Origin of the sequence: Gemella haemolysans (assembly GCF_012273215.1) — a bacterium.
GTDB classification, from domain to species: Bacteria; Bacillota; Bacilli; order Staphylococcales; family Gemellaceae; genus Gemella; species Gemella haemolysans_A.
In genome coordinates, this window is record NZ_CP050965.1 from 1114981 (window position 1) to 1130926 (window position 15946).

Genomic DNA, 15946 nt, shown 5'->3' on the forward strand with positions numbered 1-15946 from the left:
TCGATCTGATAAAGAGCTTTTACTATAAATTATTTCTCCACTCAAGAAGTTTTTCTACATCTTCTTGTTTGATATAATCACTCGCTACAGCTTCTTCGATTAAGTAATTATAGTTAGTTAAAGTGTGGTACTCTACTTTATCAGCTGCAAAGGCATCTTGTGCTTTCTTAAGTTCATAACTAAATATTGCTACAACACCAAGAACTATTGCACCAGCTTCTTCTAATGCTTTAGCTACTTTTAATGAAGATAATCCAGTTGAGATTAAGTCTTCAATAATAACAACTTTTTGACCTTCTAGTAATCTACCTTCGATCTGATTTGTTTTACCGTGTTTTTTTGCTGAATCTCTCACGTAAATCATAGGTAAGTCCAGTACTTCACTTACCCATGCAGCATGAGGAATACCTGCTGTCGCTGTCCCGGCAACCACTTCTACTTCTGGGAATTTATCTTTAATTACTTCACTCATACCAGCTGCTATTTCACGACGAATCGCAGGGTATGACATTGTAATCCTGTTATCACAGTAAATTGGTGATTTAATTCCAGATGTCCAAGTGAAAAAATCGTTTGGTCTTAATGCCACTGCTTCAATATCTAATAAGTGTTTTGCTATTTTTCTTTCTAATACCATATTCTTCTCCTGTATGTTATCTGTATTTTTTTATTTTACGAATTGACTTTTTATTACTTTATAAACTTCAAGTGGATTTTCTGATTTAGTTATAGAACGCCCAACTACGATGTGTGTACTTCCTTCTTCATTAGCAACAGTTGGAGTCGCTACACGTTTTTGATCTCCTACTTCATCTGTTTCTAATCTTATTCCTGGAGTTACTTTTAAGAAGTTATCTCCACAGTTTTCTCTAATTAATCTTGCTTCCCAAACTGATGAAACTACTCCATCAAGTCCTGCTCTTTTAGCTAGTTTAGCATAATTAATTACACTCTCTTCTAGAGATACAGCAATTAGTTGTTCTTCTTTCATCGCTTCTTCAGATGTTGAAGTTAATTGTGTTATTGCTATTACATTAGTATCTCCACTGCCACCTTCAACCATTCCTCTTTTTGCTGCTTTTAGCATTTCATAGCCACCTGCCGCATGAACAGTAAGAATATCAACTTTGAATTTTGCTAATCCTTTTGTCGCACCATAAACTGTATTAGGAATATCATGTAATTTAAGATCTAAGAATATCTTGTGCCCTAATTCTTTAATTTTTTCAATAACAACAGGTCCATTTTGTAGGTATAATTCCATCCCTACTTTTACAAATAATTTTTCTTCACCAAATTTTTCTAAAAAATTTAAAGTATCTTCCAAAGTTGGAAAGTCTAACGCTATTATTACATCTTTATTCATAATATGTCTCCTTTTTATTTATATGCACGACCACGAAGTTCCAGTATATGTTCTACTCCTAATTCATCAAGTGTCGCTTCTAATTTATCAATAATTTTTGGACAAGCATATGGATCTGCAAAATTCGCTGTGCCTACTGCTACTGCACTCGCTCCAGCAGAGATAAAGTCAATTACATCCCACTCATCCATAATTCCTCCCATACCTATAATAGGAATGTTTACAGCCTGGCTTACTTGATAAACCATTCTTATAGCTACAGGTTTTACCGCAGGTCCAGAAAGTCCTCCAGTTACATTCGCTATAATTGGTTTTCCAGTCTTTTTATCTAGCCTTACACCTACTAGAGTATTTATCATTGTAATACCATCAGCTCCACCTTCTTCTACAGCTTTTGCCATAGCTACAATATCTGTAACATTAGGTGAAAGTTTCACATAAACAGGTACACTCGATACTTCTTTGACTTTTCTAGTTAAGTTTTTAGCTGTTTCTGGATCTGTTCCGAACTGAATCCCTCCATGTTTTACATTAGGACAAGATATATTTAACTCTAATGCATGAACATTCGGTGCTTTGCTAATATGCTCTGCTACATAAACATAATCATCTATCTCACTTCCTGCCACATTAGCAATAATAGGAACATCATATTTTTCTAATTCTTTTAATTTAGTTTCCAATATCTCATGAACCCCAGGATTTTGTAGACCTATTGCATTCAACATTCCACTGGAAGTTTCAGCGACACGTGGTGTAGGATTTCCAAAACGTGGTTCTTTAGTGGCTGCCTTAATCATGATTGCCCCTAGTCTACTTAAATCATAAAAGTTAGCATATTCTAAACCAAATGCAAAGCAGCCTGATGCTGGCATTACAGGATTTTTCAAATCTAATCCTGGTAATTTTACTCGTAATCTTTCGCTCATAAATTCCTCCTATAATGCTATTTCTTTCGAATCATATACAGGTCCATCGTAACACACTCGTGAGATAGAACCATCAATTTTTTCACAAACACATGCGTAACATGCACCTACTCCACAAGCCATTCTCTCTTCTAGAGAAATATACCCCATTTTTTCTTCATCCATTTTAGTCAATGCTTTTAACATAGCAAATGGACCACAACTATAATACTTATCATAGTCAACTTCATAATTTTTTATAACATCAGTAACAAAACCTTTTTCTCCATAACTTCCATCAGCCGTAGCAACATAAGTTGTACCAAGCTCTGCAAATTTTTCTTCATAAAACACATCTTTCACATTATTAAAACCTAAAATATGTACTGTGTTTACCCCTTGTTTTCTAAATTGCTTTGCTAACTCATATAATGGTGGAACTCCAATTCCTCCACCTACTAGCAATGCAGTTTGCCCTTTTTCTAGTGTATAAACATCATATCCTTTTCCTAATGGTCCTAATACGTCTACTAAATTACCTGCTTCTAATTCTGAGATCTTTTTAGTACCTGCTCCATCTGCTCTGTAGACCATCACAAATGTATTTTTTTCTTTATTAATTTCACAAATTGAAATTGGTCTTCTTAATAAAAACTCATAACTGTTACTTACTTTAATATTTACGAATTGTCCTGGTGTATTCATTTCTTTAACTACATCTCCTTGCAGTTCAATTCTAAATATTTTATCTGCTACTTGTTCATTACTGATAACTGTTGCTAAATAAGTATCCATCCAAATGCTCCTTCTGTAAGAAGAAGGGAAAAAATTTCCCCTTCTTCATCTTTGTTTATTTTATAGTGGTAATATATCAAATGAGATTGATTCTAAAACTTTTAGTAGCGCATCTGCTGTATCTAATGATGTTAAACATACAACCTCTTGCTCACTCGCTACACGGCGAATCTTGAATCCGTCTTTTGTTACATCTTTATCTTTTGAAGTAGTATTTACTACTACATCAACATCTCCATTATATATAGCGTCAAGTACACTGTACTCACTTTGATTAATTTTTCCTACTGGAGTCACTCTTAATCCGTGCTCATCTAAGTACTTGGCTGTTCCTTCTGTAGCTAATAGGTTGTATCCTAAACCGAAGAATCGTTTTGCTATATTTAATGCTTCTTCTTTATCATCGTCACTAATTGTGAATAAGATATTTCCTTGATCACTTACTTTGATTCCTGCTGCAAGAAGTCCTTTGTATAGTGATTTTTCTAGAGTTCTATCACTTCCCATTACTTCTCCAGTTGATTTCATCTCAGGTCCAAGAGTAGTATCTACGTCTTTTAGTTTTTGGAAACTAAACACCGGTACTTTAGTGTACACATTCTCTGATTCTGGTAATAATCCTGTTTCATATCCTTTAGATTTAAGTGTTTCTCCAATTATAGCTCCAGCAGCAAGTTTTGCCATTGGTACTCCTGTAATCTTACTTAAGAACGGTACAGTTCTTGAGCTTCGTGGGTTAACTTCTAATACGAATACTTCCCCTTTACTTATTACATATTGGATATTTAATAATCCAACGATGTTTAATCCTTTTGCTAATTTAATTGTATATTCTATTAACTTAGCTTTTTCACCTTCTGTTAATGTTTGAGGTGGATATACTGCTATTGAGTCTCCTGAGTGAACTCCTGCTCTTTCGATGTGCTCCATAATACCTGGAATAATTACCGTTTCACCGTCACTAATGGCATCCACTTCTATCTCACGCCCAACTAAATATCTGTCAGTTAGTACTGGGTGTTCTGGTGTAAGTTTTACCGCTGTTTTCATGTAACGACGTAGTTCAGCTTCTTCATAAACTATTTCCATAGCTCGTCCACCAAGTACGTATGATGGTCTTACTAATACAGGATATCCGATTTCTTCAGCATTCTTAACTGCTGTTTCTACATCAAAAGCAGTTTTTCCTAGCGGTTGTGGTATATCTAGTTTATGTAATAGTTCTTCAAATTTATCTCTATCTTCTGCATTATCAATTTCTTCTAAGGCAGTACCTAGAATTTTCACACCGTGTTTTTCTAATTTAGCCGCTAGGTTGATCGCTGTTTGCCCACCGAATTGAACTACAACTCCAAGTGGATTTTCGTGATTTATTATCGCCATTACATCTTCTTCAGTTAGTGGCTCGAAGTACAGTTTATCAGAGATTGTAAAGTCTGTAGAAACTGTTTCTGGGTTGTTGTTAACAATAATTGCTTCATAACCAGCATCTTTAATTGCCATTACTGCGTGTACTGTTGCGTAGTCGAACTCTACCCCTTGTCCAATTCGGATAGGACCAGATCCTAGTACAACAATTTTTTTCTTATCGCTAACGATTGATTCTTGTTCTTGTTCATAACTTGAGTAGAAGTATGGAGTTTCTGAAACAAACTCAGCTGCACAAGTATCAACCATTTTGAATACTGGCGTAATTTTATTTTCTTGACGAAGGTTGTAGATATCGTCTTCTGTCATTCCCCATCTATGCGCAATTACCTTATCAGAGAATCCGTATTTTTTAGCATATTCTAGTAAATCAATATTTCCAACATTGTCTTTTAATTCATGTTCGATATCGATGATATTTTGCATTTTTTCTAAGAAGAACATGTCAATTTTTGTAATATCGTGAATATCTTTTGTGCTTTGTCCACGTCTTAACGCTTCTCCGATGAAGAATAATCTTTCATCTCCGGCTTGTTTAATCTTATCAATAATTTCTTCTAATGTGAAATCATCTCCATTAGGTAATCCAAGATGGTGCACTCCATATTCTAATGAACGGATAGCTTTTAGTAAACTTTCTTCATAAGTTCTACCCATCGCCATTACTTCACCAGTGGCTTTCATTTGTGTTCCTAGTTTTCTATCTGCATTTTCAAATTTATCAAATGGGAAACGTGGAATTTTACTTACTACATAGTCAAGCGTTGGTTCGAAACAAGCATATGAGTTTTGTGTAACTGGGTTTATTATTTCATCAAGAGTTAATCCTACTGCAATTTTCGCTGCGATTTTCGCGATTGGATATCCTGTTGCTTTTGAAGCTAGAGCTGATGAACGTGATACCCTTGGGTTAACCTCGATAATATAGTATTTGAATGAATTTGGATCAAGTGCAAGTTGTACATTACATCCACCTTCAATTTTTAAAGCTCTAATAATTTTTAATGATACATTACGTAGCATGTGGTACTCTCTGTCTGTTAATGTTTGAGAAGGTGCTACTACTACTGAGTCCCCTGTGTGAATCCCTACAGGGTCAATGTTTTCCATGTTACATACAACAATCGCTGTATCGTTAGAGTCACGCATTACTTCATATTCAATCTCTTTAAATCCTGCGATAGATTTTTCTAATAAACATTGAGTAACTGGTGAATAATGTAATCCACTACTTACAATTTCTTCTAAATCTTTTTTATCGTAACAGATACCTCCACCTGTTCCTCCCATAGTGAAGGCAGGACGAACGATTACTGGGTAACCTATTTCAGCAACAAATTCTCTCGCTTCTTCTAAAGTTGTTATAATTGCTGATTCCGGAACTGGTTCATTTAGTTCGTTCATAAGGTCACGGAATAATTCTCTATCTTCTGCTTGTTCGATTGAACTTAATTTCGTTCCTAATAATTCCACTCCATATTTATCTAAGATTCCACTTTTATGAAGTTCAACCGCAAGGTTAAGACCTACTTGTCCTCCTAATGTTGGAAGTAATGCATCGGGTCTTTCTTTTCTGATAATTTTACTTACAAACTCAAGAGTTAAAGGTTCCATATAAACTTTATCTGCGATTTCTTTATCAGTCATAATTGTTGCTGGGTTAGAGTTAACTAAGATTACTTCATATCCTTCTTCTCTTAAAGATAGACATGCTTGAGTTCCAGCGTAGTCAAACTCTGCTGCTTGACCTATTGTAATTGGTCCAGATCCTATTACTAGTATTGTTTTTATATCATTACGTTTTGGCATTTTTATTCTCCTTAATTTTGCATTGATACTCTATAGTGTCAGATTATTCCCTATTTGTTTTCTTTAAATTCTCTCATATAATCTATAAACTGATCGAATAAGTAGTTAGGATCATGTGGTCCTGGTGATGCTTCTGGGTGGTATTGTACTGAAAATACTGGGTATTTTTTATGACGTACCCCTTCACATGTTTTATCATTTACTGATAGGTGTGTAAGCTCTAAATCTGTATCTTTTAATGATTCAATATCTACACTGAAACCATGGTTTTGTGAAGTAATATCAACTTTTCCTGTTATTAAGTTTTTAACTGGATGATTAGCTCCACGGTGCCCGAATTTAAGTTTATATGTTTTCGCTCCGCATGCTAATGAAATAAGTTGGTGTCCCATACAAATTCCAAAAATTGGAATTTTTGGCATAACTTCTTTAAGCATCTCAATTGTTTCTGGTACATCTTCTGGATCCCCAGGTCCATTACTTAACATAATTCCATCTGGGTTGAGTCTGAAAATTTCCGCAGCAGTTACGTTATGAGGTACAACAACGATATCACAATTACGTTCATTAAGTTCTCTTAGTATCCCTGATTTCATACCAAAGTCTACTAGTACTACTCTATATCCATTTCCTGAAGATAAGAAAGCTTTTTGAGTTGAAACTTGTTCAATTTGGTTCGTTGGTAAGTCAGTTTTTCTAAGATTTTCTAATTGTTCTTCTGGATCCATGCAAAGGTCAGTGATTATCCCTTTGATTGTACCGTGTTCTCTTATTTTTCTTGTTAAACTACGTGTATCAATTCCTGATATACCTGGGATATTAAGTTCTTTTAACACCTCATCTAAACTATACTCTGTTCTAAAGTTAGAAGGTTTTTTACAAACTTCCCTAACGATAAGTCCTTTAATACTCGGATTAATTGTTTCAAAGTCATCTCTGTTGATACCGTAATTCCCGATTAATGGATAAGTAAATGTTACTATTTGTCCATTGTATGATGGGTCTGAAAGAGTTTCTTGATAACCCGTCATACCTGTATTAAATACTACTTCTCCCGCAAGTGCTCTATTTGCACCGAATCCATATCCTTTATATACTGTTCCATCTTCTAAAATTAGTTGTCTATCGTAACTGTACATCTTTGTTCTCTCTTTCTAAGTTTTTTATTTTTTAAACTTCAAATACTTCGCTATCTTTGTATGCAACTTGACCTTCGCATAATGTTAGTACTGGTATTCCATAAATTTCTTCTCCTACATACGGTGTATTTCTACCTTTAGATAAGAATTTTTCTGGATCAATTTTCAGTGATTTTTCTAAGTCGATTACTACTAAATCTGCAAATCCACCTTCTTCTAAACGCCCATATGGTAAGTCGAAAGTATCTGCAACTTTTTCTGTCATTAATTTAACTAATAAGTCTAGTGAGAATACTCCTGTTTTTACAAACTTCGTATAAAGTTGGCTGAATGCTGTTTCACTTCCAACAATTCCAAATGCAGCTTTTCTCATCGATAAGTCTTTCTCATGAGTAGCGTGTGGTGCGTGGTCTGTTGCTATTACGTCGATTGTTCCATCTAATAAACCTGCGATTAGAGCATTTCTATCTTCACGTGCTCTTAGCGGTGGATTCATCTTCCACATTCCGTTATCTTCTGGAATATCCATTTCATCACTTATTAGGTGGTGAGGACACACTTCACAAGTTACTTTAATTCCTGCTGCCTTCGCTTCTCTTACTACCCTAACTGATTCTTTAGTAGATACGTGACAAACGTGATAGTGACATCCTGCTGCTTCAGCTAAAAGAACATCACGTGCAATCTGAACACTTTCACATACCGAAGGAATTCCTGGTAAGTCTAATTCACGACTTCTACGTCCACAGTGCATACACCCTCCGCGGATTAATGAGTTATCTTCACAGTGAGCTACGATTGCTTTATTTAATTTAGCAGCAACCATCATAGATTCATACATCATGTTAGCATCTTGTACTCCTCTACCGTCATCACTAAAGGCAAACACATGCTCAGCTAATTCTTCGAAATCAGCATATTCTTTTCCTTCTTCACCTTTTGTTATAGCTCCAAATGGTATTGCTCTAATTACTGAATCACGTTCGATAATATCTAATTGTAATTTTAGGTTCTCATAGTTATCTGGTACTGGATTTAAGTTTGGCATAGGCATTGCTGTTGTAAATCCACCACGAGCTGCTGCTCTTGAAGCATGATAAATGTTTTCTTTGTATTCAAACCCTGGCTCTCTCCAGTGTACGTGAACATCTATAAATCCTGGTGAAACGAATTTCCCTTCTAAGTCTAATACCTTTGCTCCATTTTCTTCAATGTTCTCAGAGATTTTTACTATTTTTTTATCATCAACTAAAATATCTCTTTCTACTAATACACCATTTTCTAAAATTTTACCGTTTTTTAAAAGTAACATATGCTTCTCCTCTTTATAAATTATTATCTTTAATTATTTTTTCTATCATTGCCTGTCTCATGAACATTCCATTTTTCATCTGTTCAAAGATTACCGATTTAGGTGCTTCAACTAGTTCCGAAGCTATTTCCATATCTCTATTAACAGGGGCTGGATGCATCACTATTGCAGATTCTTTTAATCTTTCATAGCGCTCTTTAGTTAATCCAAAGTTATTATGGTATTCATCTTTACTTAGTCCCATCTTAGAGTCATGTCTTTCATGTTGAACTCTTAATAACATACAAACATCAACTTCTCCAACTACTTTATCAAAGTCTACTACTTCTCCAAGTGTCTCGTCTTTAAAAATATCAGGACAAACAAATCTTACCCTTGCTCCTAATCTAGTAAGCATGTTGTAATTACTTCTTGCTACACGAGAATTTTTAATATCCCCTGCAATGATTACATTAAGATTTTCAAACGTTCCGAACTTCTCATACATTGTCATAAGATCAAGTAAACATTGACTTGGATGTTCTCCACTACCATCTCCTCCGCTTAAAATCGGAATATTTAAGTTTGTCAGCTCATTGTAGTAAGCGTCTTGACCATGCCTAATAACCAACATGTTACAACCTAACATCTCTAATGTTTTACAAGTATCATATAAAGTTTCACCTTTATTTACTGATGAAGTTGAAACCTCGAAGTTTATAACATTTAATCTGTGTTTGTGCTCAGCTACCTCAAAACTATGTTTCGTTCTAGTTGAGTTTTCAAAGAATAAGTTTGCTACATATAAGTCTTCTCTTGGCTCTACTTGTTTACCATTTTTCAACTCTAAAGCTCTTTCTATCAGTTGATAAACTTCTTCATTTGTTAAGTCTGACATTTTTACTATATTTCTCATAGTAGTTCCTCCATTTTGTATAAAAAAATACCTTGTATCCGTTCGGCTACAAGGTATGACTGTTCATCAACTATTAAATTCAAGTTATTATCTGGGTATAGTTATACTTAAACATAGCTATACTCAAATAAAGTATAAACTTTAAATTCAATCCCTTGTTAGCCTCTCTGGACTACCTTAAAAAGATTTTATATTTAAATTAATAATATTTCTTCAACATCATCTACTTCATTTAAATGAACTTTTACATTTTCTTTTCTTGAAGTAGGAATATTTTTTCCAATATGATCTGCTCTAATTGGCAGTTCTCTATGTCCTCTGTCTACAAGAATCGCAAGACGAATTGCTTTTGGACGACTCGCATCCATTATGGCATCTATCGCTGCTCTAACCGTTCTTCCTGTATACAGAACATCATCTACAATAATTACAACTTTGTTTGTCAAATCAAGTTTAAAACGTGGAACTTTTATTTCAGGTTCGTCACTTATTTTTTCTAAATCATCACGATAAAATTTTATATCAAGTGTTTCTACTGGAATATTAGTATTTTCAATTTCTTTGATTTTTTGTTTCAATCTTTTGGCGATATGAATCCCTCTTGTTTGAATACCTACTAAAACAATATCATCTAATTTATTTTGTTCGATAATTTCATTCGCAATTCTAGTAATCATTCTAGAAATCATTGTTTCGTCGAAAAGAATTCGTTTTTTCATACTTCACCTCAAAAAAATAGCCTACTCTATTGAGCAGGACAGCATAAATAAACTTGGTTTTCCAATAAATAAATCTTTGCTGACCTCTCTGGATCACATTAAAGATGTGTTATTCAAATTATCAATATTATATACCATAATAAGAGATTTGTCAAATATATAATGGATTATTGGAGTAATTAAATGTCTCCAATAATCCACTTTTCTTTTTATTCATCCTCATCTTTTTCTTTCCATTTCGCACTAGAAACCGCAGCCGAGACAAAACCTAATATCAAGAATGCTGCGGGAGTGACTCAAAAATCGTGATTTCTTAAGAAACAAGATTTTGTCGAGTTACCCCCACACAGTTTATTAGATATCTAAAAAGCTTTCATAAAGCGAATTTAGATATCAATAAACCACTGTGTCTATGAGTTTTCATGTAAACTATTTTAAAATCTAGTACTTTTTGGGCATCCTCATTTTCCTCCTGAATTTATTTTTTCGAACCTAATTTACTCAAATTTTAAAACTTCTTTGTTCGAGATGTTTATAACCTTCGTTGCAACATTATCAATAAATTCCATATCGTGACTAACCATAATCAGAATACCAGGATATTTCTTTAATATCTTCTCTACCGCTTCTATCGCAACAACATCTAAAAAATTAGTTATCTCATCTAATAACAGTACATCTGTATTTCTAAAAAGTAAGCTTACGAAATAAAGTTTAACTTTCTCCCCTTTGCTTAAGACTTCTATCTTTTTATTTATATCATCTCCTCTAAAATTTAGTAAGGCTAGTATATTTCTAAGTTCTATATCATTTAGTGAAGTTGATTCTTTAACAAATTCAAACAATGTTTTTTCTTCCTTAAAAGTATCAAATCCATTTTGTTCAAAATATGCTACTTGCAAGGAATTCGGAATGGACTCCTTCACATAATTTAGAAAAGTAGTTTTCCCCGAACCGTTTATTCCTTTAATTAAAATCTTATCACCACTAGCAAAAGTAAAACCAGGTGAGTTCCAAAGAAACTTTCCATCTATTTCACAATTTTTCTCATCAATACAAAAATTCTTCTTATGAGTTTCCTTAAATATTTCTAAAAACTCAATATCATATTTATCTTTTAACGGTTTAGGTTTAATATTAGATTCTAGTTTATCTTCTTGCCTTGATATTTTCTTCTGTAATCTCTTTTGGTTTTTTGAAATTTTATTTTTTACACTTATAATTCTATAATCTGATCCACTCATGTTCTTTGGCTTTCCAGATTTTTTCCCCTGTTCCTCTCTCATCTCTTGAATGCTTTTCTTTATCTTCTTAGTTTCTTTATTATACTTTTGCAGTTCGGCTTCATACTCAGTAGTCTCAATTTCTTCTTGAAGCTTGTACTCCTGATAATTTCCATTAAACTCCCTTACAGTTTTATTTTCAATTATCCATAACTTTGTACAAACATTATTTAAGAAATTTCTATCGTGACTTGCAATACAAAAAGTTGCTGGAGTTCTTTTTATAAGATTAGCTATTTTGTTAGCATTATTATAATCTAAGTATGTTGAAGGCTCGTCAAGTAAATATAGATCAACATTCGATAATAAACCACTTCTAATCTTGTTTACAACAACTTCTCCACCACTTTTTTTAAGAAGAGAATTTTCTCCAAATTCTAAAAGCTCCAAAGAAATGTTATTTTCATCTTTAAGCAAGTCATCTATATGTTTTAACAGAGTTGTCTTCCCTGAACCATTTTTCCCTATTAAACCAATAATGTCACCAGTATTTATACTCAATTTTTCGATTTTAAATAATATCTTCCCTTGTTTTTCAAACTCTATGTTTTTAATATTTAATATTTGCATACATTAACTCCTTTGTTAATAAAATTTCTCTATTAATCTAATGTATCCATGCTCCCACCCCCAAATTGAGTTTTACTAGTGTCTATTTACTCATATTATATCAAAAATAAAAATAATTGAAAGCAATTTCCTTATCAATTTTCTCTTTATTAGAATATTTGTGTTATAATTGTATTTATAATTTAAAATAGTAATCTGGAGGTTTTTATGATTGAAAAAATTATACAAGATGAACTTGAAAAATTTTATCCAGAAATGATTGAACTTCGTCGCTATATGCATATGCATCCTGAAGTTTCATTTAACGAAAAAAATACAGCGAGATTCATTAAAGAATATTTAGAAAAAATTGGAATTACTAATATTAAAACAAACGTTGGCTTAAATGGTGTAGTCGCAAGAATCAAAGGACAAGATTCTTCAAAAACAATCGCTTTTCGAGCAGACTTCGATGCCCTACCTATAAATGATGCAAAAGATACCCCATACAAGTCTACAATTCCTAATGCAATGCACGCTTGTGGTCATGATGGACACACTACAGCATTACTTGCAACGTGTAAAGTTCTAATGGATCATCAAGAAAATCTTCCACATGATGTTGTCGCAATTTTCCAATATGGAGAAGAACAAGCTCCAGGTGGAGCAAAACCTATGATAGATGCTGGTTGCTTACAAGGAGTCGATGCAATATTCGGCGCTCATCTTTGGACACCACTTCCACTTGGAACTTTAGGATATAGTTACAAAGAACTATGTGCAGCTGCTGATAGATTCGAAGTAATAATCAATACCAAGGAAAATGCAAACATTATTGCTGCAGAATTTGTTAGTATGACTCAACAAATAGTTTCACGATTTTCTAAACCGAGGGAAACACTTGTCATCACCTTAGGAAAACTTGAAAGTTCTGTTAAAGAAGCATGTATTACTGGAACAATAAGACATTTCAATAAAGAACTTCATAAAATGGTGCTGACTAAACTTCAAAACTTATGCAAAGCTCTAGAAAATGAATATTCTGAAACTAATATAGAGTTTATATATTATGGTGGCTATCCACCTCTTATAAATCACAAAAAAGGAACAATAGAAATACAAAAAGCAACTTCTAAGATTCTTCCTGAAATTAAACAAGTGGAAATTGAACCGTTAATGATCGGTGAAGATTTTGCGTATTATGTTGAAGAAGTTCCTGGAGCATTCTTCTTAATCGGTGCAGGTAATTCTACCTTCGCTAAATATCCACACCATCACCCAAATTTTGATTTTGAAGAAGAAGTCATGAAACAAACAGCTTCAATATTCTTAACACTAGCATTTGATTCCGCTAATGTAATAAAAAATCTTAAGGAGGAACAATAGATATGAATACATATTTAGTTACTATCTACGGTAAAGGCGGACATGGTGCTGAACCTCATGAAGCTATCGATACAACTGTTATTGCTGGTGAATTTGTTAGAAAAACAACAAAATACAAAAATATAGAGATAATCTCTGTAAAAAGTGGTGATGCTTTTAATGTAATCTCAGGTATGGCGGAAATTATTTTAAAAACCGATAATTTAGAACAATTGAAATCAATACTATCTTCACTACTTATATATTATAGTGAGCAGACTAGGTTTGAAATAATAAAAAATTAAAAAGACTTAGGTAACTTGAAATCATAATTTTATAGAAATCTTCAAGTTATCTCAGTCTTTATTTTTTAATGATTTATTTCCCTAGTATTTCCTTCACCCTTTTTTGTAATTCAGGAACTACTTCTTCAATAAACCATGGATTTTTGTTATGCCATCGGAAATTTAATGGAGATGGATGAACAATTGGAAAATAACGTGGCAAGTACTGTTTATAATTAAATACAGTTTCCGTTAAATTTTGTTTTTTATCATTTCCCAAGTAATACTCTTGTGCATATTTTCCTACAAGAATAATAAGTTCAAGATTAGGCATAAGTTCTAACACTTTAGAATGCCATTTAATTGCAAAGTTTTTTCTTGGTGGTAAATCACCACTTTTACCTTTACCAGGATAATAGAAGTCCATCGGTACTACACCTATTAAACCAGATTTATAAAATATCTCATCATCTATTCCCATCCACTCACGAAGTTTAACTCCACTTTTATCATTGAAGAAGATTTTACTTTCTTGAGCTTTGATACCAGGTGCTTGACCTACGATTAATATTTTTGCTGTGCTAGGGGTAGAAAATAAAGGTTCTATTCCTTTATCCGTGTATTTTTTATTATCACTATCTGCCATTATTTCTTTTTTCAATTGTTCAAAACTATCCATATTTTTCCTCTAGAATTTATTTTCTAATTAATTCAACTACCGCTTCAACTGCTGCTGTTCCCGGGAACATGTCTACTGGTTGAATACGTCTAATTCTATATTTTCTTGTTAAAACTTTTAAGTCACGTGCTAATGTAGATGGATTACAACTCACGTAAACAATTTTCTTAGCATCAACTGCTAATAAGTTTTTTGCTAATGGTCCAAGCCCTACACGAGGTGGATCTACTATTGCTACATCAAAGTTGATTCCTTTTTTCTTCCAACGTGGAACTATTTTATTAGCATCTCCTGCAACATAAGTACAGTTTGTTAAATTATTTAATTTAACATTATCATTCGCGTCTTTAATTGCGGCAGGAATAATATCAACACCATAAACCTCTTTACAATTACGGCTGACATATTGTCCAATTGTTCCAACCCCACAGAAAGCATCTAATACAACATCTGTTTCTTTTAGTGCAGCAAACTCAACTACTTTATCATAAAGTTTTTTAGTTGCCGGTGGATTTAATTGGAAGAACGATTTAGCTGAAAGTTCATACTTAATTTCGCCGATTTTCTCAACGATATAATCTGAACCATATAAAGTTAGACTTTCTGTTCCCATCACTAAATGATCTTTATCATTAGTAATATTTAATATAATACTTTTAACGATTCTTTCACGCTTAAGTTCATTAACGACCTTATCCATGTTCTTAATCTTATTAGTATTCGCTACGAATGTTACTTGAACATCTCCATTATAGAATGAAGTTCTTGTCGCAATATATTTCACACCGTAATTCTTTTTATTTGTTGAAATTTCTACTTTATATTTTCCTAATAATTTCTTAGCTAGGTTTGTTATTTTATTACCATTCTCATGTAATGCTAAATCTTCATTGATTTCAACTAAATCATTAGAACCTTCTTTATATAGCCCTGCAATAACACGTCCATTTCTAACAGCTAATGGAAATTGATTCTTATTACGATATCCTTCTACCTTTGGACTAGCTAATGTTTTTAATACTAATTTATCAGGTTTAGGTAGTCTATAGTATTTATCAAAAGCATCTAATAAAATTGTACGTTTATACTCAAGTTGTTTCTCATAACTAACATGAGCTAAACCATAAGCTCCACTTTCAGCGTATTCTCTTTTGATTTCCACTCTATGCGGACTTGGCTCTTTTACTTTAACAAGTTTACCGATAATATATTTTGGTGTCTCTTCTACTATTTCACAAACAATAACTTCGTCAGGTAGAGCGCCTTTTACAAAAGTAATTTTCTTTTTATAATATCCTATCCCCTCACCATTAATTCCTATTTTTTTAATCGTAAGTAAGACATTTAATTTTTTTTTGTTTTTATTTTTCATCGTATCCTCATTCATAAAGATAAGCTGAGTAAAAGCAAAACAC

14 protein-coding genes are annotated in these 15946 nt (G+C 33.0%); 2 read left to right on the forward strand and 12 right to left on the reverse strand.

What is annotated here, in order from left to right; translation table 11 throughout:
• Positions 1-22: 22 nt before the first annotated feature.
• From pyrE to FOC48_RS05295, 10 genes are all read right to left on the reverse strand, one after another.
• The gene (pyrE, locus tag FOC48_RS05250; RefSeq protein ID WP_003146934.1) at positions 23-637 is read right to left on the reverse strand and encodes an orotate phosphoribosyltransferase; all 615 of its coding nucleotides are present in this window, start codon (positions 635-637) and stop codon (positions 23-25) included.
• A 30-nt stretch (positions 638-667) separates the two neighbouring features.
• Positions 668-1366 carry an orotidine-5'-phosphate decarboxylase gene (pyrF, locus tag FOC48_RS05255; protein WP_003146935.1) on the reverse strand — a complete coding sequence of 233 codons (699 nt, stop codon included), beginning with the start codon at positions 1364-1366 and terminating at the stop codon, positions 668-670.
• A gap of 14 nt (positions 1367-1380) precedes the next feature.
• Positions 1381-2295 carry a dihydroorotate dehydrogenase gene (locus tag FOC48_RS05260; protein ID WP_003146936.1) on the reverse strand — a complete coding sequence of 305 codons (915 nt, stop codon included), beginning with the start codon at positions 2293-2295 and terminating at the stop codon, positions 1381-1383.
• Between the two features lie 9 nt (positions 2296-2304).
• On the reverse strand, positions 2305-3069 hold the full coding sequence (locus FOC48_RS05265; RefSeq protein WP_003146937.1) for a dihydroorotate dehydrogenase electron transfer subunit: 765 nt from the start codon (positions 3067-3069) through the stop codon (positions 2305-2307).
• A 60-nt stretch (positions 3070-3129) separates the two neighbouring features.
• Positions 3130-6306: a carbamoyl-phosphate synthase large subunit gene (carB, locus tag FOC48_RS05270; RefSeq protein ID WP_003146938.1), complete on the reverse strand. Its 3177-nt coding sequence runs from the start codon at positions 6304-6306 to the stop codon at positions 3130-3132.
• 50 nt (positions 6307-6356) lie between these two features.
• Positions 6357-7445 (reverse strand): glutamine-hydrolyzing carbamoyl-phosphate synthase small subunit, encoded by a 1089-nt coding sequence (gene carA, locus FOC48_RS05275; protein ID WP_003146939.1) that lies wholly within the window; start codon positions 7443-7445, stop codon positions 6357-6359.
• 31 nt (positions 7446-7476) lie between these two features.
• Positions 7477-8757, reverse strand: a complete 1281-nt coding sequence (locus FOC48_RS05280; protein WP_003146941.1) for a dihydroorotase — start codon at positions 8755-8757, stop codon at positions 7477-7479.
• 13 nt (positions 8758-8770) lie between these two features.
• Positions 8771-9652: an aspartate carbamoyltransferase catalytic subunit gene (locus tag FOC48_RS05285; protein ID WP_003146942.1), complete on the reverse strand. Its 882-nt coding sequence runs from the start codon at positions 9650-9652 to the stop codon at positions 8771-8773.
• Between the two features lie 194 nt (positions 9653-9846).
• On the reverse strand, positions 9847-10371 hold the full coding sequence (gene pyrR / locus FOC48_RS05290) for a bifunctional pyr operon transcriptional regulator/uracil phosphoribosyltransferase PyrR (RefSeq protein ID WP_003146943.1): 525 nt from the start codon (positions 10369-10371) through the stop codon (positions 9847-9849).
• Between the two features lie 497 nt (positions 10372-10868).
• Complete coding sequence (locus FOC48_RS05295) at positions 10869-12224, reverse strand: ATP-binding cassette domain-containing protein (protein ID WP_003146944.1); 1356 nt, start codon at positions 12222-12224, stop codon at positions 10869-10871.
• A 207-nt stretch (positions 12225-12431) separates the two neighbouring features.
• Between FOC48_RS05295 and FOC48_RS05300 the strand changes: the two genes are divergently transcribed.
• Positions 12432-13589: a M20 metallopeptidase family protein gene (locus FOC48_RS05300; RefSeq protein ID WP_003146945.1), complete on the forward strand. Its 1158-nt coding sequence runs from the start codon at positions 12432-12434 to the stop codon at positions 13587-13589.
• Positions 13590-13591: 2 nt separating this feature from the next.
• The gene (locus tag FOC48_RS05305) at positions 13592-13873 is read left to right on the forward strand and encodes a peptidase dimerization domain-containing protein (RefSeq protein WP_003146946.1); all 282 of its coding nucleotides are present in this window, start codon (positions 13592-13594) and stop codon (positions 13871-13873) included.
• A 73-nt stretch (positions 13874-13946) separates the two neighbouring features.
• Here FOC48_RS05305 and FOC48_RS05310 read toward each other — a convergent pair whose 3' ends face one another.
• Positions 13947-14531, reverse strand: a complete 585-nt coding sequence (locus FOC48_RS05310) for a uracil-DNA glycosylase family protein (protein WP_003146947.1) — start codon at positions 14529-14531, stop codon at positions 13947-13949.
• 16 nt (positions 14532-14547) lie between these two features.
• Positions 14548-15903: a 23S rRNA (uracil(1939)-C(5))-methyltransferase RlmD gene (gene rlmD, locus FOC48_RS05315; RefSeq protein ID WP_003146948.1), complete on the reverse strand. Its 1356-nt coding sequence runs from the start codon at positions 15901-15903 to the stop codon at positions 14548-14550.
• Positions 15904-15946 lie beyond the last annotated feature (43 nt).